Source organism: Streptomyces sp. NPDC058291 (genome assembly GCF_042880855.1).
Classification (GTDB): Bacteria; Actinomycetota; Actinomycetes; order Streptomycetales; family Streptomycetaceae; genus Streptomyces.
Genome location: NZ_JBHVYK010000016.1, coordinates 30,959 through 54,101, shown reverse-complemented (window position 1 = coordinate 54,101; position 23,143 = coordinate 30,959). Strand labels below are relative to the sequence as shown.

Here is a 23,143-nt window from a genome sequence, read left to right as displayed (position 1 = left end):
CCCCAGCCCCTGCCCCGCGTGTCGGGCCGCGGGCCCCGCAGGGTGCCCGCGGGGGGTCTGACCCCATCCGCACCATGGGCCCCCCTCGGCGCCCCTCCGTACCGTTCCGGAGGGCCGCGGTCGGGACGCCTGGCACGTCCGGCGTCGTCCTCGGTGGGCGCGGACGGTTTCGAACCGCCGACATCCTGCTTGTAAGGCAGGCGCTCTACCCCTGAGCTACGCACCCGAGACGAGTCGACAGCCTACATGGACCGGGGCCGTGCCCCGCAAACCCCTGTCGGGGGTTATCCCCACCCCGTGTCCGGGAGTCTGCCGGATCGTCCGGACGGCCCCGTCTCCCTAGGGTCGTAACCGCATCGTCCAGCAGCTCAGGGGGAGAACACCATGGCCCGTACGGCCCTTTCCGCCCGCGCGGTCCTCGTCACCGCGGTCGTCGTGGCCTTCGCCGCCGGCACGGCCGGCTGCGGCGCGTCCGCCGCCGACGACGAGCACCCCGACCACCGCTCCTTCGCCCTGCAGGGCTCCACTCTCACGATCGACTCCGACGACTCGGCGCTGGAGATCGTCGCGTCGGACGCGGCGAAGACGGGCACGGTCGCCGTCACCCGGTGGTTCGAGGGATCCGTCACCGTCGGCGAGAGCCCCGAGGTCACATGGTCGATGAAGGACGACCGGCTGACGCTGCGGCTGCACTGCTCGGGCGTGATCGCCGACTGCTCCGCCAAGCACCGCGTCGAGGTGCCCCGCGATGTCGCCGTGAAGGTCGAGGACGACGACGGCAGCGTCCGCGCGCAGGGCTTCCGGGAGGCGCTGAGCGTGCACGCCGCGGACGGCTCCGTGCACGTCACCGACTCCAGCGGGCCGCTGGACCTGCGCACGCAGGACGGCTCGGTGCGCGCCGAGGTCTCCTCGCGCTCGGTGCGCACCCGCACCGAGGACGGCTCGGTCCGCCTCGACCTGAGCACCGTGCCCGACCGGGTGGACTCCGTCAGCGGGGACGGGTCCGTCACGATCGCGCTGCCCGCGGCCTCCTACCGGGTGACCGCCGAGACCGGCGACGGCGGAGTGGACGTGTCCGTGCCGCGCGACGAGTCCAGCGCGCACGTGGTGAGCGCGCGCACCGCCGACGGCAAAGTCACGGTGCGGAACGCGAACTAACGGGCCCGTGTGTTCGTCCTTAACGGGTGGGAGAATGACACCGGGCAGGGCGGATCACAGCACGGGAGAGGGATGTGACGGCGACACCATCGCAGCCGTATTCGCCGTCGAAGCCGCGCGCACGGGCCCGTGCCCGCGGCCGTGCTCTGCGTGATTCCCTCGCCCTCGCCGTCCTTCCTCTCGTGCTCGCCCTGGCGCTGCCCGCCGCGTTCGCCGGCGGCGGCACCCGGCGCTGGTTCGGCGGGCGGGCGGAGGGGCAGCGGGCCGAGGCCCAGGCCGCGAAGGACGCGGCGGCGGCCGCCTTCTACGAGCTGGACAGCGCCCAACGCGACCTGCGGATCTCGATCGAGACGATCAGAGCGGTGGACGATACGCCGGCCGCCCGCCGCGCGGTGTCCGACTTCGAGGCCGTCGGCAGGCGCATCGACGAGGCCAGCCGCCAGTACATCGACGCCGTCGACGCCCACGACCTCGACCGGGACGACCTGGAGGCCGCCGCGGCGTCTCAGGCGCGCACCGAGCTGACCCGCGCCAAGGACGAGCTGGGCCGCGTCAAGCGGGAGCTGGACCGGTTCGCCGAGGGGCTGGGCCCGCTGCTCGGCAAGGCGGAGACCCAGCTGGCCCGTCTCGCGCCCGCCGTGGAACGGGCCCGGCAGACGCTGCTGGCGGCGTCGAACGCCCTGGACGCCGTGCGGGAGAGCGGGCTGAGGGCGGACGATCTGGCGGCGCGGCTGGCGGCGCTGGCGCCCGAGCTGACCAAGCTGAACCAGGGCGCGGGACAGCACGGGGTGCCGCTCACCCTGGAGCGGGCGGAGCGGGTCTCGCGGGAGGCCGAGGCGGTCCGGGTGGAGGCCGGGCGGCTGCCGGAGCGGGCCGCCGAGATCGACCACCGGCTGGTCTCGCTGCGCACCCGCGCGCAGGCGCTGACCACCCGCTCGGACCAGGTGGAGCCGATCCTGAGCGAGCTGCGGCGGCGCTTCTCCGCCGCCTGCTGGCAGGACCTCCAGCACGTCCCCGAGCAGGCCGGGGAGCACGTCCGGCAGGCCGAGGCCAAGCTGGACGAGGCCCGGGCGGCGCGCGACGCGCAGCGGTGGCCGGACGCGACCTCGCTGTTGTCGACGGCGCGGGCCCTGCTGAACACCACGGACGAGGCGGTCTCGGCCGCCGGTGACCGGCTGACCAGGCTCAACGCGGTCCAGAAGGATCCGCGGGCGGAGATCGACCGGACCAGGTTCGCGATCCGCGACGCCCAGCGGCTGGCCATGGCGGGCCGCAACACGCCCGATCCGCGGCACGCGCGTCCGCTGGACGACGCGGTGGCCCGGCTGGAGCAGGCGATCGTCACGCTGGAGGGCCGGCACCCCGACTACTGGCACTTCCTGACCGAGACGGAGGCCGTCCGGCGGACGGTGGCCGGCGTGGTGGCCGCCATCCGCGAGGATCGCGGCGCGGGGCACTGACGCCCGCGACGAGCACCGGGGCGGCCGCGGGGCGCGGGGGTTCGAGCAGGCGCGGGGACGGTTGAGCGGGCGCGGGACGTCGGCCCCCGGGCCGGCGCGGGACGCCGGGCTCGACGGGCCGGCGCGGGACGCCGGGCTCGACGGGCCGGCGTTGCCCGTCGGGCTCGACGGGCGGATATTGAGAGGGGTACGGCCTCGTCGGCCTGTCCCACCACGCCGGCACGACTCACCCTCCGGGAGGCGGAGATGGCGGCACACGCGGTGCGTTCCGAGTCGCGGCGTATCAGGTTCAACGACCATCTGCCGCTCGACCACCGGCTGAACCTGGTCTACCGCATCGGCGCCGGGCTCATGGGCCTGGGTCTGCTCGTCTTCGGGATCTTCGGCATCATCGACAAGATCGGCTTCTTCGACACCGGCGGGGACCAGGTGTGGAGCCTCAACACCAACGGCGCGCTCAGCTGGCTGTCGGTGGCCGTGGGGCTGTTGCTCTTCGTGGGCATGGTGATCGGCGGGAACTTCGCGTCCACGCTGAACATGACGCTCGGCGTCCTGTTCATCCTCAGCGGGTTCCTGAACATGGCCCTGCTGCAGACGGACTACAACTTCCTGGCCTTCGAGATCCAGAACTGCATGCTCAGCTTCGTGATCGGGATCCTGCTGATGGTCTTCGGGATGTACGGCAGGGTGGGTTCCGCCCTGCCGCACGACAACCCCTACTGGCGGTCCCGCCATCCCGACCTCGTGGAGGAGCGGGACCGCCACCGGGAGCTCAGGGAGAACTGGCCTTCCTCGTCGCCCCCGTCGTCCGATCAGGTGCGGTAGGCGTAGAAGTAGGCGGTCGGGTACGACGAGACGAGGCTCGCGACGGACCGGCGCAGGGTGTTGTTCGAGTGGTACGTCACGTACGGCACGCCGTTGCTCTTGGCGGTGACGATCATCGTGTGGTCCTTGGACCCGTCGCGGTCGAAGTCCATCTGGAGGACGTCGCCGACCTCGAGCTGGTAGACGTTGGCGAGCGGGGTGGTCCGCTTGGAGTTCTGCGCGAACCAGGACCACTCGTTGACGCCGACGAACGAGTCCGACTGGATGTCGGCGTTGCCGAACCACTTCGTGTAGTCGTACACGTAGCCGGGGACGTGCTTCCAGCCGCCGGCCTTCAGCGACTGGCTGACGAAGTTGGTGCAGTCGCCGCCCGCGGTGTGGTTGTTGTAGTCCGGGTAGTCCTTGTTGTACGTGTACACGTACTTCTCGGCGTAGGCCGCCATCGCCTTGTAGTCGTAGGCGGTGCCGGTCTTCGGGACGGCGACCGGGTTGCGGGTGGTGGCCGCGCGCGGGGCGTTCGGCATGGTGTCGTCGGCGGTGGTCGCCGTCTTGACCGAGACCGGCTTGGACAGCGTGTTCACCGCCAGACCGCCCTGGTCGGTGTCCCGGATGGTGGTGAGCTGCCAGTCGCCGTTCCGGTCGGCCCTGAAGGTCAGCTCGTGCGTGGCCTGGAACCCGGTGGTCTTCGGCGCGTTGCCGCGGGCCTGCGCGTAGGTCAGGGTCGTGGTCTCCGTGACGTCCGCCTTGGCCGTGCGGCCCGTCACGCGGGTGGCGTTCAGGGTGACGGTGGTGGTGGCCTCGCTGTACTTCTCGCCGGCCTTCGCCAGCTTGTCCTTGCGCTGCCCGAGGGAGGACAGGGTGGCGTCCTCGGTGCGGGCCGTGCCGGAGGACAGCTTGACGTCGCCGGAGAAGCCGTTGGCCAGCGGCTTGTCACGGTCGCCCTGGGCGCCGGTGACCAGCGCGTCGGTGCGGTCGGTGAAGACCGCGTCGGCGAGCCGCTGGAAGGTGGCCTTGGTCCGGGCGTCGACCGTGGGGTCGTCGACGACCGCGGCGCCCGCGGACCAGTTGGGCAGCAGTGCGACCCCGGCGACGACCGAGGTGGCGGCTGCCCCGAGTATCGTGACGCGGCGGCGCGTGCCGCTCAATTTCCTTGACTTCACTGGTGTTTCCCCTCTTGCCCCGGCGGAGGGATGCCGGGAGGGCATCTTTGCACGGGGTGTGCGGCGGTTGTGAAGGGGGTAGCGGTTGAGGTTTGGTTACGTCACCGCCGCCCCCGGGCGGGTCACTTCACGACTGTCGACCAGTCGGGATTCTGGGCCGGATCAAGGCTGCGCAGCCGTTCCAGCGTCGCGGGTGACTGGACGTCCATCCAGTCGGACAGCTCCTTGAAGGACACGCACCTGACGCCCTTCTTGGTGCACACGGTCTTGATGACCTCGTCGACGGCCTTCATGTAGATGCCGCCGTTCCACTCCTCGAAGTGGTTGCCGATGAACAGCGGGGCCCGGCTGCCGTAGTAGACCCGGTTGAAGCCCGCCATGTAGGCGTCGAGCGTCTCCTGCTCCCACTGCGGGTACTTGGCGGGGTCGCCCTCGGGCTCGCCGTCGGACTGGTTGGCGAGGAAGTTGAAGTCCATGGACAGGCCCTGGTACTTGCCGCCGTCGTACGGGAGCGCCTGGAGGGGGAAGTCCCACAGGCCGTTCTTCTTCGTGGGCCAGATCTGGAAGTCGCCGGAGGAACTGGCGTCGTAGCGCCAGCCGTAGGCCTTGGCGGCCTTGAGGAGGTTCGCCTGGCCCTCCAGGCAGGGCGCCCGGCCGCCGGTGACCTCCTTCTTGAAGTCGAAGGGCAGCGGGGGTATGTCCTTGTAGCCGGTGTTGGTCTTCCAGTTCTCCACGAACTTGTAGAACTGGTCGATCTCGCTCTTCCACTCGTCGACGCTCCAGAAGCCGCCGCCCTTGGCTCCGCAGAAGTGGCCGTTGAAGTGGGTGCCGATCTCGTTGCCCTCTTTCCACGCCTCGCCGAGCTGTTCCAGCGTGGTGCGGATGTGTTCGTCGGTCGGGTAGCTGATCGCGGCCGAGCCCACCGGGTGCTGGGGCGGGGAGTACAGGTCCTTCTTGCTCTTGGGCAGCAGGTAGATGCCCGTGAGGAAGAACGTCATGTTGGCGTTGTACTGCTCGCCGAGCTTGCGGTAGTGCTCGAAGAGACCGTCGTCACTCTGCAGCGCGCCGTCCCAGGAGAACACCACGAACTGCGGCGGCTTCTCGCCGGGCTTGAGCGGGACGGCCTTCAGCTGCCCCGTCTGCGGCCCGGTGTAGGAGGTGGAGCCGTCCCCCAGGACATGGGTCTTGCCGTCCCACTTCGGCTCCTTGGTGGCCTCCGCCGACGCCTTCTTGCTGTCCCCGGAGGAGGCGGTCGGCTGGGTGTGGGAGGTGCGGTTGAGCACCAGGTAGCCGCCGACCAGGGACGCGACGACGAGGAGCGCCGCCAGCGTGAGGAACCCCGGGTGCGTGGCAGCGGGGCGGCGCGTTGTTGCCGGGGCCTTGCGGCGGCGGCCCGACGGTGACTTCATGGGCGGATCATTCTCCGGGGTTCGGGGGCGCGGGTGCCGGTTCGGTGGTCAGCCGAGCGGGCTCATGGCACCTGACCAGATGCCGTACGGGACGCTGTCTCGGGTCGTGCCGGCGATGCCCTTCAGGGGAAGCGGTTCGAGGCTCTTGCCGAGGTCGATGCGGTAGACGACGACCGCCGTGGACACCGTCTTGGCCGTGCCGACGTACCAGGCGGCGGTGTCGTTCTGGGTGGTGCCCGCCTTCCCGGCGACCTGGCCGAGCGAGCCGGTCCGGGTGGACTGCGCCTGCGAGGCGGGCACGTCGTCCGGGTGGGCGGTGCGGAAGGAGTCCGCGAGCGCGGAGTTGACCTCCTCGGCCGCTTCGGCGCCGAACGCCCGGCTCGCGCTCGGCGTCTCCAGCGCGATCTTGGTGCCGTTCCTGGTGACCAGGCGCACCGAGTAGGGCTCGGTGTGCTTGCCGCCCGCGGCGAAGGTGGAGTAGCCGCTGGCCATGCGGATCGCGCTGGGCGTGACGCTGCCCGTGGACAGCGCGGGCACCTGGGCCCCGAAGCTGGAGGGCAGCAGCCCGGACTTCTCGGCGGTGGAGCGCACCACGTCCAGTCCGGTGTCCATGCCGAGCTGCATGAACGGCGTGTTCACCGACAGTTCCAGCGCGCGGTGCAGGGAGATCCGCCCGTAGGAGGTGCCGCCGTCGTTCCTGGCGGCCGCCTTCTTCCCGTTGCGGTCCCAGTACGGCCCCTCGGGCGTCGTCACCGGCACCGCGTCGTCGCCGTCGTAGAGCGTCTGTCCTGTGACCGTCTCGGTGTCCCCCTCGCGGGTCTTGTGGACGCCGTGCTCCAGAGCGGCCGCGTACACGAACGGCTGGAAGGCCGATCCGGCGGGGACGGTCGTGGCGTTGGACTCGTTGTAGCCCTGCGTACGGTGGTCGGGGCCGCCGTAGACGGCGAGGATCCGGCCGTCGGAGGCCACCGAGGAGGCGCCGAAGTGCGCGTCCTTGGCGTTCTTCGGGTCGTCCTTCAGGGCCTTCTTGCGGGCCGCGGTGACGGCGTCGGTGAGCTGGCTCTCGCGCTTCTTGTCGAACGTCGTGTAGATCTGGTAGCCGCCGAGGTCGTAGTCCTTGTCGGAGATGTCCCCGGCCTTCTTGGCGTACTGGGAGGCGAGCTCCACCAGGTAGTCGCTCTGCTGACCGGTGTCGTACAGCGGGTTCGTCTTGAGCGGCTCGGGGAACTTCTTGTACTTGGCGCGCTCGGCCTTGGACAGCTTGCCGATGTCGACCATGCGGTCCAGGGTCCACGACCAGCGCTCGACGGCCCGGGCGCGGTTGGCGGGGCCGAGCGTGGGGTCGTAGAGGCCGGCGCCCTTGAGGAGGGAGGCGAGGAACGCGGCCTCGCTCGCGTTGAGCTCGCCGACGTCCTTGCCGTAGTAGGCCTGGGCGGCGCGCTGGATGCCGTAGGTGCCGCGGCCGAACCAGCTGGTGTTGAGGTAGCCCTCGAGGATGTCGTCCTTGCTCATCTGGTTGTCGAGCTTGAGGGCGATCATCGCCTCGGTGAACTTGCGGCTGACCGTCTGGTTCTGGTTCAGGTAGACGTTCTTGACGTACTGCTGGGTGATCGTCGAGCCACCCTGGGTGTCGCCCTGGCCGATGGTGCGGAACAGGGCGCGGCTGATGCCCTTGAAGGAGATGCCGGGGTCGCTGTAGAAGCTGGCGTTCTCGGCGGCGAGCACCGCCCAGCGGACGTCCTCGGGAATGTCCTTCAGCGGCATCGCCTGGCGCTGGACCCATCCGGTGCGGGCCATCGGCGTGCCGTCGGCCCAGAAGTACACGTTGTCCTGCTGGGTGGCGTACGTGTTCAGGTTGTCCGGGATGTCGGTGGCCGCGTAGGCCACGACCAGGAGCATGCTGCTCAGTCCTATGGACGCGAGGACGCCGCCGAGGCACTGGCGCCAGGAGGGTATCCAGCGCCGCCAGTCGGTGCGGCCGGGCCGCGGGTACAGCGGGCGCAGCTTGCGGGCGTACGGCGTGACACGAGCCACATACGGCGTCAGGACGGCGATGAGGGGGGCCAGTCGGGGCCCCAGAGCGGCCCATATCCGGACATGGGGTGAAAGGCGCGGGGCCTTTCTCCTGTTCTTCGAAGAGCGCGTCTTGTCGTCGTCACCCTCTTCGGACATGTCCGGAAGCGCCGGTATATCCGACACCCGCAGTTGCATGGTCTCGTCCGCCTTGAAAGAGGCAGGAACCTTCAACTGCATGGTCTCGTCCGGCTTTTGGGGCTCCTCCCCCTGCCCCGCCTGGGTCACGACGCGTCTCCCTCCGCATTCCGTATTGCTCGCGGGCAGACGTACAGACTTACGAGGGCCTGACATGGTTGCCGTTGACGCGGCCGCAAACCTCGAACCCTCCCGACCTCGGGGTTCAACACGGCGCTCTCAAATTACCAGCGCCCTTCGCAAATTCTCCACATAAGTAATCGACAGAAGTGAACAGAGGTCAAAGTACTGACGCCACCACCGAGCATAGGGCCTTACTCTGACGGCATGCCTCGCTATGAGTACCGCTGCCGGACCTGCGGCGACACCTTCGAAGTCAGCCGCCCGATGGCACAGTCCGCCGACCCCGCCGACTGCCCCGCGGGCCACGACGACACAGTGAAGCTTCTCTCGACGGTGGCGGTGGGCGGCACGAAGTCCGCCTCCGCCCCCGCGCCCGGCTCGGGCGGCGGAGGCGGAGGCGGTGGCTGCTGCGGCGGCGGCTGCTGCGGCTGACCGCGGCGACGGCCGGGGCCGCCCGGCCGCTACCTGACGCGCGAGCCCTTCAGGAACTCCCGCAGGATGCGCTCGCCGGCCAGCACGCCCCGCTCGGGCAGGGCGGTGATCCGGGGGGCCGTCCAGGCCGCGTCGGCCAGCTCGCCGTGGCCCGGACGCCAGCCCCGGTCCGCCGCCAGCAGCAGATCGGCGTCGAGCAGCGAGTCGCCCGCCGCCAGCGTCAGTTCGGCGCCGGTGCGGAGGGCCACCTCGCGCACGGCCGCGCTCTTGGTCAACGGCTTGGGCACCGCGTAGATCTTGCGGCCCTGCAACGACACCGTCCAGCCCCGGCCCTCCGCCCAGGCCGCGAGCTCCTTCACCCACTCCTCGGGCAGCAGCTCGCGCTCCACGACCAGGTAGGCGAAGAGGTCCTCGGCGATCCGCTGCTTGCGCAGCCACAGCGGGTCCGCCGTCTTGGTCAGGTACTCCTGCACCTCCGCGAGCGGCGCGCACTCCGCGGCCAGCCGCGCGAGCACGGCCGCGTGCCAGTCCTGGTCGGTCGCCCCGTCGACCAGGAGATGGCCGCCGTTGGCGCAGATCGCGTACGCCGGCGGCGGGCCCGGCAGGTTGATGCGCTGGTACTGCTTGCGGGTGCGCGTGGTCGTCGGCACGAACACGGCCGTGTCGCCGAGCTCGGTCAGCAGCTGCGCGGACGTCTCCGTCATGAACGACAGCGGCCTCGCCTCGTGCACCTCCACGCACAGCAGCCGCGGCGCCCGCGCGTCCGGCATGGTCAGCGCCAGGGCGGCCGCCGAGTAGATGAGCGTACGGTCCAGGTCGCTCGCCACCAGCACCGGCATCAGACCGTCACCGCCCTGCCGTCGGCGCCGGTCGCCCCGCGGGTGTACTGCGGGTGGATGAGCCCCACGCAGGTGTACGGCAGGTCGCCGACCTCCTCGACGGGCACCCCTCGCTGCTCGGCGAGCAGGCGTACGTGGTCCAGGTCGGCGCCCGCCCCGGCCCGCGCCAGGATCTTCCACGGCACCCGGCGCAGCAGCACCCGGGTGGTCTCGCCGACGCCCGGCTTGACCAGGTTCACGTCGTGGATGCCGTACTCCTCGCTGATCCGCTCGACGGCCGCCCAACCCTCCCAGCTCGGCGTGCGGTCCCCGGCCAGCAGCTCCTTCACCGCGCCGGCGACGGCCTCGGCGACCTCCGGGAAACGGGCGGCGACGGCGTCGAGGAAGGCCACCGAGACGTCCGTGCCGGCCAGCTCGCGGTAGAACTTCGCGCCGTGGAAGTCGTCGGGTCCGACCAGGTCGGCCCGCAGCACGGTCCGCGAGATGAGCCCCGAGACGGTCGAGTTGAGGCAGGCGGACGGGATGAGGAAGTCGTCGCGGGTGCCGAAGGTGCGCACGCACGAGCCGGGGTCGGCCAGCACCGCGATCTCGGGGTCGAAGCCGGCCGCTCCGCCGCCCGCCTCGAACTCCTCGACGGCCGCGGCCAGTTCCCGGGTGATCGCGCCCTTGCCGGTCCAGCCGTCCACGAAGACGACGTCCCGCGGGTCGTGATGGGCGGCCAGCCAGCGCAGCGCGTTGGCGTCGATCCCCCGGCCGCGCACGATGGACACCGCGTAGTGCGGCAGGTCGAGTCCGTGCCGGAACTGCGCCCAGCGGCGCATCAGCACGCCGACGGGGGTGCCGGCCCGGGCCAGCGAGACCAGGACGGGCCTCGGCGAGCGCTCCGCGATCACGGTGTCCGTGACGACGCCGACGGCCTGTGCGATCCGCGCCGACGAGGTCTGCAGAGCCGCGTGGAACAGCTCCTGGTACTGCTCGCTGGGCTGGTACTCGACGGGCAGCGACTCCGCGTAGTGCGCGCCGCCGCTCTGGATGGCCTCCTCCCGCTCCTCGGTCGGCGCCTCCAGCGTCACGTCCGAGAGGTCCTGGAGCAGCCAGCCGACCTCCTCGGGCGCGTACGAGGAGAAGGCGGGGCCGCGGAGGGGCTCGGGCAGCATGGCGGGTCTCTCTTCAGACAGGGCGGCTACGTACAGCGGCTCGGGGACGTACGAGGGGACGACCGCGAGGACCACGTGCGGCGTGTGCGCGGCGAGCTGGGACAGCAGGCCGTCCGGGGCGTGCAGCTCCGGGGTGTCGGCCACGGAGTCCACGACGGCGACGACGGCGTCGAAGCCTGCGTCCGCGACGTTATAGGCATAGCGCTCGCCGGGTCCGTCGGCCGGGTCGTCGTGGGCCGGGAATACGAGACGGCTGCGGATCGCGTAGCCCGGGTCGGCGACCGCGAGGACGGGCGAGCGGGTGGTGGTCGAGTAGCGGACCTCGGCGGGGACGCTCCCCTCCAGCTCCAGGGCCAGTCGGAGCGGCGCGTACATCAGCTCCTCGAAGCCCAGCACGAGGACGCGCCGCGCGTCCTCGGGTATCGCCTCGGCGAGGCGGGCCGTCATGGCGGGGAGGGCGGTCTCCAGGCGTGTGCGGTGTCGCGGGGTGAAGCCGTGCCGGCCGCCGTCGGGGAGGCCGCGGGGCCAGAAGAGGTCCACGCGGCTTGTCCGGCCCACCGGCCGCGTCTGCCGCATCCGGTTGTCGTCCGGGTGCAGGTGCGGTGTGGCCGGTCGCGCAGTTCCCCGTGCCCCGAGGGGGTCGGACTTCACGTCGGCTTCGAGGTCGACGGCCTTCTCCAGGGGCGCGCGGCCCTGTGCGAGGGGCCCGCGCGGACCGGCGGACGGCCGGCCGTCGCTCGCGGGGCCCTCGGCCTCGTACCGCGCGACCAGCTCCTGTCCCTTCTCCAGCACCCCCTCGGGGAGCCGCACCGAGCCGGAGGCGGTGGCGATCAGATCCACCCGGGCGTCGATCTCGCGGGCGAACTCCGCCAGCCGGCCCGCGTCGGCCGCCGAGCGCATGTCGACGAGGGCGACGACGACGTACCGCCGTCGCGGATACCGCTCGTGCAGCTCGCGGATCGTGTTCAGGACCGTGTTGCCGGTGGAGAACTCGTCGTCGACCAGGACCAGCGGGCCGTCCCCGACCAACAGCGAGGGGTCCTCCGGGAGCAGCAGGTGGGAGGTGGCGTGGGAGTGCGACTCCTCGAAGCCGCCGGCGGTGACGACGCCCGCCACGGGGCGGCGGGTGGAGTGCAGGTAGGGGGCCGTTCCCAGGCCGTCGGCGACACAGTGGCCGAGGCCGGTGGCGGTCTCCGCGTAGCCCAGGACGACCGCGCGGGCCGCCTCCTCGGCGCCGAGGAGCTCGCGCACCCGGCGGCCCAGCGTGAAGCCGTGCCCGTGCACCACGGACGGTGACTGCGGGACGTGCTTGCCCAGCACGTGGGAGACCAGCAGATGCGCCCGCTTGGGGTTGCGGCGCAGCGCCAGCCCCAGCAGGTCCGTCAGCGAGTCGTCGCCGACGAGCTCGACGCCGAGCCGCTCGGCGACCCAGGTCCCGGACCAGATCGCGTCGTCCCCGTTGTTCACTGCGTTGTTCATGCGTCCCTTGTGGATGAGATGGGTGTTCAGCCGGGTATGCCGGCGGCGAGCAGGTCGACGAAGCTGACGTCCTCGTGGGCGACGCCGAAGACCTCCGCGCGGAGCATGGTGCGCTCGGCCCAGGCGCGGTGTGGTTTCACCTCGTTCATCTTGTTCGTGTACTGCGAGCGCAGGACACCTCCGCCGCCGCGTTCCGGCCGCAGGATGTCCGCCGCGTCGCTGTACTCCTCGTGACTGACCACGGACAGTGCGTGCACGGCCGGCACGTGCGAGGGGTGGATGCAGGTCTTGCCGAGCAGACCGTTGGCGTGGTCGAGGGAGATCTCACGCAGCAGTCCGTCCATCGCGTGCTCGATCAGTCTCTCGCGCAGCTCCACGGCCTGTCCCTCCAGGAAGGGGCTGTGCCGCAGCATCGGCTTGAACATGCGCTCGGGGACCCGGAAGTACTCCCAGACCGGGCCGGTCACCGTGAATCCGGTGCCGTCGGCGCGTCCCAGCATGTTCACCACGTCGGCGATCACCGAGGCGACGATCTGGACGTCGTAGGCGGTCATGTCGGGCGCTCTGCGCAGCCCGTAGGAGGAGCAGAAGTCGGTCACGCCCAGGCGCAGCGCGAGGACCCGGCTGCGGTACTTCTCGACGGCGCGGGCGATGCCCTCCAGGGCGTCGACGCGCGACTCGCGGTACATCAGCTCGGGCGTCTCCAGCACGGGCATGCCGAACAGCCGGCGGCCGCTCGTCGCCTCGGCGTCGGCCAGGGCCTCCAGGAAGGGGATGCCCCGTTCCTCCGTGAACTTCGGGAAGACGAACCCGCTGAGCAGCTCGGCGGTGGCCCCCAGGCGCCGGACCAGGTCGGGGATCTGCTCGGGCGTGCGCACCCGGATGAACAGCAGCGGCTGCTCCAGGCCCGGCCGGGTCGCGAGGTCGGCGAACTGGCGGACCAGGTTCTCCTCGCCGGCCTCGACGTCCTCGTCGCCGATGGAGTCCTCCAGGCACAGCACCATCGACACGACGCCGCGCTCGGTCTGCTTGACGATGTCGTCCGCCAGGCGGGGCCGCGTGGCCGGGCTGTAGAGCGTGGCTCCCAGGGCGGCGGAGAGCAGCTTGGCCGGGGAGCCGGCGTCGAAGACGCAGGGCTCCCGGTAGAAGAGGCGGTGCCGCACCTCAGGGGCGAGGTGCCCGAAATGACGCATGAATCTCCCCCGTGGTGCAAGGTAAGGCGATGGATTCGGCAAGAGGTGGCCGGTAATAGTACGTAGGGATCCGTGTCGCGGGTTCCCACCGGTCATGAACTTCAGGTAACTCGGACCCGCACACTCGTGTGCGGGTCCCCGAGTACCCCGCATTGTCGTGAGCAGGCCCGAGAAGGCAGGATGACCGCATGACGCACGCGATGCTGAAGGGGTCGAACGTCCCGCTGGAGGCCACCACGGTCCGCGCCGTGCTGCGCTGGACCCCCGGGCAGGGGGTCCCGGACGTCGACGTCTCGGCGCTGCTCCTCGGTCTCGACGGCCGCGTGCGCTCCGACGAGGACTTCGTCTTCTACAACCAGCCCCGGCATCCGTCCGGGAAGGTGTGGCGGCTCGGCAAGAAGCGCGTCGCCGAAGGCCTTACCGACACCATCCAGACGGATCTCTCCGGTGTCGAGTCCGGCGTCGGCCAGATTCTGCTGGTCGCTTCGGCGGACGGCGTCACGTTCGACCGCGTACGTTCCCTCAGCATCCTGCTGTACGACGCGGCAGCCGACGGCGAGCCCCTGGCCACCTTCGACATCCGCCCCGAGACGGGTGAGGAGACGGCCCTGATCTGCGGTGAACTGTACCGGCGTGGCGAGGGCTGGAAGTTCCGCGCCCTGGGCGAGGGCTACTCCAACGGCCTCAAGGGGCTGGCCACCGACTTCGGCATCTCGGTGGACGAGTCGGAGGAGGCCGTCGCCGACCCGGCGCCGGCCCAGGAGCCGCAGACCCCCGGCCCGTCCCAGCCGCTGCCGCCGGAGCAGCCGGCGTCGGCCGTGCCCCAGCAGCAGCCCGCCTACGGCTACCCGGCGAACCTGCCGACGTACGGCTACGGCTACCAGGACGGCGCCTTCCGCCTGCCGCCGCAGGGCCCGCAGTTCATCGGGCGGTGAGACGCGGGCGGGCCGGCGCGGGCGCCGGGACGAGCGCCGCGCGGCGCTACTTCCCGGCCTTCGCCTTGTAACCCCGCCCCCACTGCAGCCCCCACCCGTAGAGCCGGTCGAGTTCCGCCTGGAAGCCGTAGACGAAGCGCACCTCGCGCCGCACGATCAGCTCGTCCTTGACGTTCTCGATCATCACCACCGCGCAGGAGCGGGCCTGCGGATGGCGCTCGTCGAGGCCTATCTCGATCCGCGGCCCGTTGCTCGGGTAGAGCGTGACGATCGCGTGCGTGCGGTCGAAGGCCGGCGTCTGGTCGTAGATGTAGACGAAGACCAGCAGCCGCTTGATCTGCTCGCGGTGGTCGAGGTTGACGTACATCGTCTCGCCGGAAGCCGACCCGAACCGGTCGTCTCCGCTCAGCTTCACGTAGGGTGCCGCGTTCACGTCGCCCAGCAGGCCGCCCAGCGGCTGGACGACGCCCTTGGTGCCGTCGGCCAGCTCGTACAGGCAGCCGAGGTCGAGGTCGACGTTGACCATGCTCTGGCTGTGCTCGATGACCTCCGGGGGCCGCAGCGCCTTGAAGGGATGGCGCAGCAGGCTCTCCCGCTGCGGCCCGCCGATGTCGGACGTCCGCATCCGCCAGGCCAGGTTCACGCGCAGGTTGCCGGTCGCGGCTCCCTGTTTGGTCAGCGACACCGTGTGGTGCCGCTTGGTCAGCTCGATCGCGTTGGTGGCCGCGCTGCCCGAGTCGAAGTCGGCCGCCCTGCTGCCCAGAAGTCCGTCGAAGAATCCCATTTCTCGCCCCCCACATCCCCGTCCACGGCGCCCGCCGGGACAGACCGGCGGGGCGGCCGCGTGCAGGACAGTGTCCGCACCGGCCGCCCCGCTCAGAGCGTTCCTCACTCGGCGTGCGGTCACACCCCGGACGAGACCTCAGTCTTGTCGTCCGAGCCCGCCGCTTTTCCCTCTGCCGCTGCCAGGGCCCGGTTGCGGCGCACGGAGGACCAGAAGGACCAGGCGATCAGGACGACGCCGACGAGGCCGGTGATGACCTCGTTGATCTGGTACTGGATGGTGACCATGAGGAGCACGGCGAGGGCGCCGATCGCGTAGTGGGCGCCGTGCTCCAGGTAGACGTAGTCGTCCAGGGTGCCCTGGCGGACCAGGTACACGGTCAGCGAACGGACGTACATCGCGCCGATGCCCAGACCCAGGGCCATGAGCACGATGTCGTTGGTGATGGCGAACGCGCCGATCACGCCGTCGAAGGAGAACGACGCGTCCAGGACCTCCAGGTAGAGGAACATGAAGAACGCGGCCTGACCGGCGAGGACGACCGGCGAACGCTTCTTGCCGGTGCGCGCGGCCTCTTCCTCCTCGTCGTGCTCCCGCTCCTCCTCTTCCTCGAGCTTGTCCTCGAAGTAGCCGGAGAGGCCGCCGACGACCATGTACGTGATCAGACCGGCGATGCCGGAGATCAGGACCGTCTGCGCCTTGTCGGCGTGCGCCCCGCCGTGCTGGTGGGCGTGGGTGGCGAAGGTGAAGGAGGTGATCAGCAGGACGATCAGCGCGATGCAGACCGACAGCATGTCGACCTTGCCGAGCTTGGCGAGCGGGCGCTCGATCCAGCGGAGCCACTGGATGTCCCGGTCCTCGAAGATGAAGTCCAGGAAGATCATCAGCAGGAACATGCCGCCGAAGGCGGCGATCGAGGGGTGGGCGTCGGTGACGAGCTGCTGGTACTTGTCCTTGTCGTTGAGCGCGAGGTCCACCGCGTCGATCGGACCGATCTTGGCGCTGATGGCGACGATGACGACGGGGAAGACCAGCCGCATGCCGAAGACGGCGATGAGCACGCCGACCGTGAGGAAGATCTTCTGCCAGAAGGCGCTCATCTTCTTCAGGATTCCGGCGTTGACCACCGCGTTGTCGAACGACAGCGAGATCTCGAGGATGGTGAGGATCGCGACGATCCCGAGAGCCTCCCACCCCCCGTAGAAGACCGCTGCGACCAGGCCGAGCGCGGTGACCGCGAACGACCAGCCGAAGGTTTTCAGAAGCACTGGCTACCCAATCCCTGTATCGGGGGCACCTCCCAGACGGAGTCTGGGGGAGGGTCTCCCCCGCGCCGCACTCGGCTTTACGAAACGTTGACTATCAGTTGCAGAGTCTAAGGGTCGATCGTCGCGTGCGGTACGGGTGACCCCGTACCCGTCGGTAGCCGGGAGGCCGGGGGACCCGAGGTGCGCTACGAGACGTTGACCCCGAAGTCCAGGGCGATGCCCCGCAGTCCCGACGCGTACCCCTGTCCCACGGCCCTGAACTTCCATTCGCCCTGATACCGGTAGAGCTCGCCGAAGATCATCGCGGTCTCCGTGCTGGCGTCCTCGCTGAGGTCGTAGCGGGCGAGTTCCTGGCCGTCGGCCTGGTTGACGACCCGGATGAAGGCATTGGCGACCTGGCCGAAGGTCTGGCCCCGCTCGTCGGCCAGGTGGATGGAGACCGGGAAGACGATCTTGTCGCACTGCGGCGGCACCTTGGGGAGGTTCACCAGGAGCGACTCGTCGTCGCCCTCGCCCTCACCGGTGAGGTTGTCGCCGGTGTGCTCGACCGAGCCGTCCGGGCTCTTGAGCTGGTTGTAGAAGACGAACCACTCGTCCCCCATCACCCGCCCGTCGGTGCACAGCAGCGCGCTGGCGTCCAGGTCGAAGGGGGCTCCGGTGGTGGAGCGCGCGTCCCAGCCGAGTCCGACCATCACCTGAGTGAGGTTCGGCGCGGCCTTGGACAGGGAGACGTTGCCTCCCTTGGCGAGCGTGACGCCCATGTTGCTGGTCCTCCCCTAGGTGGTGCTCGGTGCTGCTTCTTGGTTGTCCTGCACGTCCGGCGCCGACCGTAAACGGTGCGGCGCCGGACGGACGGACGTTCAGGCGACTTCGGCCCTGCGGTGGCTCAGACGTTGACGCCGAAGTCCTGCGCGATGCCGCGCAGGCCCGACGCGTAGCCCTGGCCGATGGCGCGGAACTTCCACTCCGCGCCGTGCCGGTAGAGCTCGCCGAAGACCATGGCGGTCTCGGTCGAGGCGTCCTCGCTCAGGTCGTAGCGGGCGATCTCCGCACCGCCGGCCTGGTTCACGACGCGGATGAACGCGTTGCGGACCTGGCCGAAGGACTGCTGACGGTTCTCGGCGTCATAGATCGAGACCGGGAAGACGATCTTCTCGATGTCGGCCGGGACGGCGGCGAGGTTCACCTTGATCGCCTCGTCGTCGCCCTCGCCCTCACCGGTGGTGTTGTCACCGGTGTGCTCGACCGAGCCGTCGGGGCTCTTGAGGTTGTTGAAGAAGACGAAGTTGGCGTCGCTGCCGACCTTGCCCGAGCTGTTCAGCAGCAGTGCGCTGGCGTCCAGGTCGAAGTCGGTGCCGGTCGTGGTGCGCACGTCCCACCCCAGACCGACGATGACCGCGGTCAGGCCCGGGGCCTCCTTCGTCAGCGAAACGTTGCCGCCCTTGCTGAGGCTGACTCCCACGAGTCCTCCATTGGTGTCCTGGGGCGGGGAGCCCCGTCGAGCATCGGATATCGGATCAACGAGTCGATCCTACTGACGGGTTCCCGCCCTACGCAGGCCCCGCACCCGAGAATCCCAGGGTGTCGGCGTCCAGGAATCCCAGGGTGTCGGCGTCCAGGGTCCGCGAGTACCGGACCGGCGGGATCAGAGGGTGTCGAGCGCCTTGACGTAGGCGCCGAGGTCGCGGGCGTCCGGCAGCGCGTTGACGACCGTCCAGCGCACGACGCCCTCCTTGTCGATGACGAAGGTGCCGCGCACCGCGCAGCCCTTGTCCTCGGCGAAGACGCCATAGGCGCGGGAGACCTCGCCGTGCGGCCAGAAGTCGCTGAGCAGCGGGTACTCCAGGCCTTCCTGCTCGGCGAAGACGCGCAGGGTGTGGATGGAGTCGTTGGAGACGGCGAGCACCTCGGTGTCGCGGTCCGCGAACCTCGGGAGGTTGTCGCGCACCTCGCACAGCTCGCCGGTGCAGACGCCGGTGAAGGCGAAGGGGTAGAAGATCAGGACGACGTTCTTGCTGCCCCGGAAGTCGGAGAGCCTCACGTCCCGGCCGTGGTTGTCCTTGAGCTCGAAGTCGGGGGCCTTGTCGCCGACCTGGATCGCCATCGCCTGGATGTCCCTTCGTGGGCTGTCTGGGTGGAACCAGCCTACGCAGTGATCACCGGAGCCGACGGACGGGCCGGGCCGCGGGGGCCCGGCCCGTCCGGGCTCGATCACTTCTCGGACGTCACTCCCTGGACGTCACTTCTTGGACTTGGCCGCCTTGGGCGTCACCAGCCGGCTGCCGCTCCAGTCCTTGCCCACGCTGACGCTCTTGCTGGCCGACAGACCCGCAGTCGTCGCGGCTTCGGAGATGTCGCTCGGCTCCACGTATCCCGTTCGGCCGGTCTTCGGCGTCAGGAGGAGGATCGACCCGCCTTCTTCGATGTACGTGGTGGCGTCCACCAGCGCATCCGTCAGGTCTCCGTCATCGTCGCGGAACCAGAGCACTACGGCGTCGGCGACGTCGTCGTAGTCCTCGTCCACCAGATCGCTGCCGATGACTTCCTCGATGGACTCGCGGAGCTCCTGGTCGACGTCGTCGTCGTAGCCGATCTCCTGGACCACCTGCTCGGGCTGGAAACCCAGCCTGACGGCAGGGCTGGTCCGCTCCTCCGCGTGGTCCGCGGTCGCGCTCACGGGTTGCCTCCTGATCATGTTTCGGATGGGGTGCCCCCCGGGCCCGTCCAGGGCGTGGGGGAAACTCAGCCACGCGCGTGCGCGCAGCATTGGCCGTAGTCCACACGGGCGGGACGGATCGCGCAAGTACCCGGCGGTTCGGACCGCCGAAACGGTGACGATCCTGGCCGTGTCGACGCAACTCCAGGCACTCGATGGGGACAGATGGTGACGTACACCACACCTACTTGCCCTGTTTGCGCATTTGAGAACCATCCAAGGGTACGAGATTCGAACGGGTGCCGGTTACCTAGGGGTAGAGATGACGTTTGCGGCCCCTAGGTAGACGATGGGGGCGGTGCAGCTACTGGACAAGCAGCTCGATGCCCGCCGGACCCCCCAGCGGGAGAAACAGCCCCACACAGCCCTCTGACAGGTAAGGAACAGCGTGGCTTCCGGATCCGATCGCAACCCGATCATCATTGGCGGCCTTCCGAGTCAGGTTCCTGACTTCGACCCCGAGGAAACCCAGGAGTGGCTCGACTCCCTCGACGCCGCGATCGACGAGCGCGGCCGGGAGCGGGCCCGCTATCTGATGCTGCGCCTGATCGAGCGGGCCCGCGAGAAGCGCGTGGCCGTGCCCGAGATGCGCAGCACGGACTACGTCAACACCATCCCCACCAGGGCCGAGCCGTTCTTCCCGGGCAACGAGGAGATCGAGCGCAAGATCCTCAACGCGACCCGCTGGAACGCGGCGGTGATGGTGTCCAGGGCCCAGCGCCCGGGCATCGGCGTGGGCGGTCACATCGCCACCTTCGCCTCCTCCGCGTCCCTCTACGACGTCGGCTTCAACCACTTCTTCCGCGGCAAGGACGAGGGCGACGGCGGCGACCAGGTCTTCTTCCAGGGCCACGCCTCGCCGGGCATCTACGCGCGCGCGTTCCTGCTCGACCGGCTCAGCGAGGACAACCTGGACGCGTTCCGCCAGGAGAAGTCGAAGGCGCCGCACGGGCTGTCCTCGTACCCCCACCCGCGTCTGATGCCCGACTTCTGGGAGTTCCCGACGGTGTCGATGGGCCTCGGCCCGATCGGCGCGATCTACCAGGCGCGGATGAACCGTTACATGCACGCGCGCGGGATCGCCGACACGTCGAAGTCGCATGTGTGGGCGTTCCTCGGCGACGGCGAGATGGACGAGCCGGAGTCGCTCGGCCAGCTGACCATCGCCGCCCGCGAGGGCCTGGACAACCTGACCTTCGTCGTCAACTGCAACCTGCAGCGGCTCGACGGCCCGGTGCGCGGAAACGGCAAGGTGATCCAGGAGCTGGAGTCGGTCTTCCGCGGCGCCGGCTGGAACGTCATCAAGCTGATCTGGGACCGGTCCTGGGACCCGCTGCTCGCGCAGGACCGCGACGGCATCCTCGTCAATCGGATGAACACGACTCCGGACGGCCAGTTCCAGACCTACGCCACCGAGTCCGGCGCCTACATCCGCGACCACTTCTTCGGCGACGACCAGCGGCTGCGCGCGATGGTCGAGGGCATGACCGACGACCAGATCCTGCACCTGGGCCGAGGCGGTCACGACCACAAGAAGATCTACGCGGCCTTCAAGGCGGCCGTGGAGCACACCGGCCAGCCGACGGTCATCCTCGCCAAGACGGTCAAGGGCTGGACGCTGGGCCCGAACTTCGAGGGCCGCAACGCCACGCACCAGATGAAGAAGCTGACGGTCGCCGACCTCAAGGGCTTCCGCGACCGGCTGCACCTGCCGATCTCCGACAAGGAGCTGGAGGGCGGCCTCCCGCCGTACTTCCACCCCGGCCGGAACTCGGAGGAGATCCAGTACATGCACGACCGCCGCAAGGGCCTCGGCGGTTACGTGCCGACCCGCGTGGTGCGCTCGAAGCCGCTCGCGCTGCCGGACGACAAGACGTACGCGACCGTGAAGAAGGGCTCGGGTCAGCAGTCGATCGCCACAACCATGGCGTTCGTGCGGCTGCTCAAAGACCTCATGCGGGACAAGGAACTGGGCAAGCGGTTCGTGCTGATCGCGCCGGATGAGTACCGCACCTTCGGCATGGACTCGTTCTTCCCGAGTGCGAAGATCTACAACCCGCTCGGTCAGCAGTACGAGTCGGTCGACCGGGAGCTGCTGCTGGCGTACAAGGAGTCCCCGACCGGGCAGATGCTCCACGACGGCATCTCGGAGGCCGGCTGCACGGCGTCGCTGATCGCCGCGGGCTCGGCGTACGCCACGCACGGCGAGCCGCTGATCCCGGTCTACGTCTTCTACTCGATGTTCGGTTTCCAGCGCACCGGTGACCAGTTCTGGCAGATGGCCGACCAGCTGGCGCGCGGATTCGTCCTCGGCGCGACCGCCGGCCGTACGACCCTGACCGGCGAGGGCCTGCAGCACGCGGACGGCCACTCGCAGCTGCTCGCCTCGACGAACCCGGGCTGCGTCGCCTACGACCCGGCGTACGGCTTCGAGATCGCGCACATCGTGCAGGACGGCCTCAGGCGGATGTACGGCAGCTCCGCCGAGCATCCGCACGGCGAGGACGTCTTCTACTACCTCACCGTCTACAACGAGCCCATCCAGCACCCGGCCGAGCCGGAGAACGTGGACGTCGAGGGCATCATCAAGGGCGTCCACCGCTTCAGCGAGGGCGTGTCGGGGTCGATCCCGGCGCAGATCATCGCCTCCGGCGTCGCCGTGCCGTGGGCGGTCGAGGCGCAGAAGATCCTCGCCGAGGAGTGGGACGTCCGGGCGGACGTCTGGTCGGCGACCTCCTGGAACGAGCTGCGGCGCGAGGCCGTCGAGGTCGAGCGGCACAATCTGCTGCACCCGGAGGAGGAGCAGCGGGTGCCGTACGTGACGCGCAAGCTGGCCGGCGCCGAGGGGCCGTTCGTGGCCGTCTCGGACTGGATGCGGTCGGTGCCGGACCAGATCGCCCGCTGGGTGCCGGGCCCCTACCAGTCGCTGGGGGCGGACGGCTTCGGCTTCGCCGACACCCGCGGGGCCGCTCGCCGGTTCTTCCACATCGACGCCCAGTCGGTGGTCGTCGGCGTGCTCACCGAGCTGGCCAAGGAAGGCAGGATCGACCGGTCGCTGCTGAAGCAGGCCATCGACCGGTACCAGCTGCTGGACGCGTCGGCGGCGGACCCGGGGGTCGCCGGGGGCGACGCCTAGCGGCCACGCGCGCGAGGGGCGGGGGGAGCTTCCGGCTCCCCCCGCCCCTTACTCGTTCTTTACTATGCGGACATGCGACGACGAACGGCACAGGACCGGCAGGACCGGTGGGAGCAGTGGACCCAGCGGCCGTTGCTGGCCCTCACCGTGGTGTTCGCCGTCGCCTACGCGGTGCCGATCGTGGACACCTCGGCCGGCCGCCCGCTGACGGTCGCCTGCACCTCGGTGGAGTGGGCGGTGTGGGGGGCGTTCGCCGCGGACTACCTGGTCCGGCTGGCGCTGACGCCCGAACGGCGCCGGTTCGTGCGCAGCCACTGGCTGGACCTGTGCGCGGTGGTGCTGCCGTTGCTCCAGCCGCTGCGGCTGCTCCGGCTGGTCGCGACGCTGCTGCTGGTGGGGCGGCGGGCGCGGATGGCCTCGCAGATCCGCATGACGACCTATGTGGTGGGGGCGGTCGTCGGGCTGCTGATGTTCGGCTCGCTGGCCGTGCTGTCGGTCGAGCGGGGGTCCCCGGACGGGAACATCCGCACACTGGGTGACGCCCTGTGGTGGTCGTTCACCACGATGACGACCGTGGGATACGGCGACCACTCGCCGACCACCGGGCTGGGACGGATCATCGCCGTCGGGTTGATGCTCTCCGGGATCGCGCTGCTCGGTGTGGTGACCGCGAACATCGCGGCGTGGTTCATCGAACGGTTCGAGAAGGACGACGTCGAGGAACGCGCCCAGACGGCGGCGATCCTGGCGCTGACGGAGGAGGTGCGGGCGCTGCGGCAGGAGGTCGCGGCGCTGCGGGACGGGGTCCGCGAGGCCCGGCCGCTGACCACCCGCCACCCCTCGGGGTAACGGCGGGGC

Annotated in this window: 19 protein-coding genes and 1 tRNA gene; 7 read left to right on the top strand and 13 right to left on the bottom strand. The window is 70.0% G+C overall.

What is annotated here, in order from left to right; genetic code table 11:
- Nucleotides 1–154 precede the first annotated feature (154 nt).
- A tRNA-Val gene (locus tag ACFVYK_RS11040) sits at nucleotides 155–226 on the bottom strand.
- A 158-nt stretch (nucleotides 227–384) separates the two neighbouring features.
- Here ACFVYK_RS11040 and ACFVYK_RS11035 point away from each other — a divergent pair.
- The 3 genes from ACFVYK_RS11035 (at nucleotide 385) to ACFVYK_RS11025 (ending at nucleotide 3,443) form a co-directional block, all read left to right on the top strand.
- A complete protein-coding gene (locus ACFVYK_RS11035) occupies nucleotides 385–1,158 on the top strand; it encodes a DUF4097 family beta strand repeat-containing protein (RefSeq protein ID WP_389771452.1) in 774 nt (257 codons plus the stop codon).
- A 74-nt stretch (nucleotides 1,159–1,232) separates the two neighbouring features.
- A complete protein-coding gene (locus ACFVYK_RS11030; protein ID WP_389771449.1) occupies nucleotides 1,233–2,618 on the top strand; it encodes a hypothetical protein in 1,386 nt (461 codons plus the stop codon).
- Between the two features lie 246 nt (nucleotides 2,619–2,864).
- A complete protein-coding gene (locus tag ACFVYK_RS11025) occupies nucleotides 2,865–3,443 on the top strand; it encodes a DUF4383 domain-containing protein (RefSeq protein ID WP_389771446.1) in 579 nt (192 codons plus the stop codon).
- Here the strand turns inward: ACFVYK_RS11025 and ACFVYK_RS11020 are convergent.
- The 3 genes from ACFVYK_RS11020 to ACFVYK_RS11010 all read right to left on the bottom strand — a co-directional run bounded on the left by ACFVYK_RS11020 (nucleotide 3,431) and on the right by ACFVYK_RS11010 (nucleotide 8,265).
- Nucleotides 3,431–4,603, bottom strand: a complete 1,173-nt coding sequence (locus tag ACFVYK_RS11020; RefSeq protein ID WP_389771443.1) for an amidase domain-containing protein — start codon at nucleotides 4,601–4,603, stop codon at nucleotides 3,431–3,433. The genes ACFVYK_RS11025 and ACFVYK_RS11020 overlap by 13 nt on opposite strands.
- 122 nt (nucleotides 4,604–4,725) lie before the next feature.
- Nucleotides 4,726–6,012, bottom strand: a complete 1,287-nt coding sequence (locus ACFVYK_RS11015) for a hypothetical protein (protein WP_389771440.1) — start codon at nucleotides 6,010–6,012, stop codon at nucleotides 4,726–4,728.
- A gap of 48 nt (nucleotides 6,013–6,060) precedes the next feature.
- Nucleotides 6,061–8,265, bottom strand: coding sequence for a transglycosylase domain-containing protein (locus ACFVYK_RS11010; RefSeq protein ID WP_389771591.1), 2,205 nt, complete (start codon nucleotides 8,263–8,265; stop codon nucleotides 6,061–6,063).
- A 285-nt stretch (nucleotides 8,266–8,550) separates the two neighbouring features.
- Between ACFVYK_RS11010 and ACFVYK_RS11005 the strand changes: the two genes are divergently transcribed.
- A complete protein-coding gene (locus tag ACFVYK_RS11005) occupies nucleotides 8,551–8,778 on the top strand; it encodes a zinc ribbon domain-containing protein (protein WP_389771437.1) in 228 nt (75 codons plus the stop codon).
- 29 nt (nucleotides 8,779–8,807) lie between these two features.
- On the opposite strand, the gene ACFVYK_RS11000 is transcribed toward ACFVYK_RS11005, so the two are convergent.
- The 3 genes from ACFVYK_RS11000 to ACFVYK_RS10990 are packed head-to-tail and all read right to left on the bottom strand — an operon-like array spanning nucleotide 8,808 to nucleotide 13,446.
- On the bottom strand, nucleotides 8,808–9,617 hold the full coding sequence (locus tag ACFVYK_RS11000; RefSeq protein WP_389771434.1) for an HAD family hydrolase: 810 nt from the start codon (nucleotides 9,615–9,617) through the stop codon (nucleotides 8,808–8,810).
- Complete coding sequence (locus tag ACFVYK_RS10995) at nucleotides 9,617–12,253, bottom strand: phosphoribosyltransferase (protein WP_389771431.1); 2,637 nt, start codon at nucleotides 12,251–12,253, stop codon at nucleotides 9,617–9,619. Before ACFVYK_RS10995 ends, ACFVYK_RS11000 begins: the two co-directional genes overlap by 1 nt.
- 26 nt (nucleotides 12,254–12,279) lie before the next feature.
- The gene (locus ACFVYK_RS10990) at nucleotides 12,280–13,446 is read right to left on the bottom strand and encodes an HpcH/HpaI aldolase/citrate lyase family protein (RefSeq protein WP_389771428.1); all 1,167 of its coding nucleotides are present in this window, start codon (nucleotides 13,444–13,446) and stop codon (nucleotides 12,280–12,282) included.
- A 188-nt stretch (nucleotides 13,447–13,634) separates the two neighbouring features.
- Between ACFVYK_RS10990 and ACFVYK_RS10985 the strand changes: the two genes are divergently transcribed.
- Nucleotides 13,635–14,381 carry a TerD family protein gene (locus tag ACFVYK_RS10985; RefSeq protein WP_389771426.1) on the top strand — a complete coding sequence of 249 codons (747 nt, stop codon included), beginning with the start codon at nucleotides 13,635–13,637 and terminating at the stop codon, nucleotides 14,379–14,381.
- A gap of 46 nt (nucleotides 14,382–14,427) precedes the next feature.
- Here the strand turns inward: ACFVYK_RS10985 and ACFVYK_RS10980 are convergent, their stop codons facing one another.
- The 6 genes from ACFVYK_RS10980 to ACFVYK_RS10955 all read right to left on the bottom strand — a co-directional run bounded on the left by ACFVYK_RS10980 (nucleotide 14,428) and on the right by ACFVYK_RS10955 (nucleotide 19,110).
- Nucleotides 14,428–15,165, bottom strand: a complete 738-nt coding sequence (locus tag ACFVYK_RS10980) for a Tellurium resistance (RefSeq protein WP_389771424.1) — start codon at nucleotides 15,163–15,165, stop codon at nucleotides 14,428–14,430.
- 119 nt (nucleotides 15,166–15,284) lie between these two features.
- Nucleotides 15,285–16,433 (bottom strand): DUF475 domain-containing protein, encoded by a 1,149-nt coding sequence (locus tag ACFVYK_RS10975; protein ID WP_389771423.1) that lies wholly within the window; start codon nucleotides 16,431–16,433, stop codon nucleotides 15,285–15,287.
- Between the two features lie 185 nt (nucleotides 16,434–16,618).
- The gene (locus tag ACFVYK_RS10970) at nucleotides 16,619–17,194 is read right to left on the bottom strand and encodes a TerD family protein (protein ID WP_389771420.1); all 576 of its coding nucleotides are present in this window, start codon (nucleotides 17,192–17,194) and stop codon (nucleotides 16,619–16,621) included.
- 125 nt (nucleotides 17,195–17,319) lie between these two features.
- Nucleotides 17,320–17,895, bottom strand: a complete 576-nt coding sequence (locus ACFVYK_RS10965; RefSeq protein WP_389771417.1) for a calcium homeostasis/redox stress adaptation protein — start codon at nucleotides 17,893–17,895, stop codon at nucleotides 17,320–17,322.
- Nucleotides 17,896–18,078: 183 nt separating this feature from the next.
- The gene (locus ACFVYK_RS10960) at nucleotides 18,079–18,537 is read right to left on the bottom strand and encodes a peroxiredoxin (RefSeq protein WP_389771414.1); all 459 of its coding nucleotides are present in this window, start codon (nucleotides 18,535–18,537) and stop codon (nucleotides 18,079–18,081) included.
- Between the two features lie 135 nt (nucleotides 18,538–18,672).
- Nucleotides 18,673–19,110, bottom strand: coding sequence for a DUF3052 domain-containing protein (locus ACFVYK_RS10955; protein WP_057583034.1), 438 nt, complete (start codon nucleotides 19,108–19,110; stop codon nucleotides 18,673–18,675).
- 427 nt (nucleotides 19,111–19,537) lie between these two features.
- Between ACFVYK_RS10955 and aceE the strand changes: the two genes are divergently transcribed.
- Nucleotides 19,538–22,285: a pyruvate dehydrogenase (acetyl-transferring), homodimeric type gene (aceE, locus tag ACFVYK_RS10950; protein ID WP_389771411.1), complete on the top strand. Its 2,748-nt coding sequence runs from the start codon at nucleotides 19,538–19,540 to the stop codon at nucleotides 22,283–22,285.
- A 72-nt stretch (nucleotides 22,286–22,357) separates the two neighbouring features.
- Nucleotides 22,358–23,134, top strand: coding sequence for a potassium channel family protein (locus ACFVYK_RS10945; RefSeq protein ID WP_389771408.1), 777 nt, complete (start codon nucleotides 22,358–22,360; stop codon nucleotides 23,132–23,134).
- The last annotated feature ends 9 nt before the right edge of the window (nucleotides 23,135–23,143 follow it).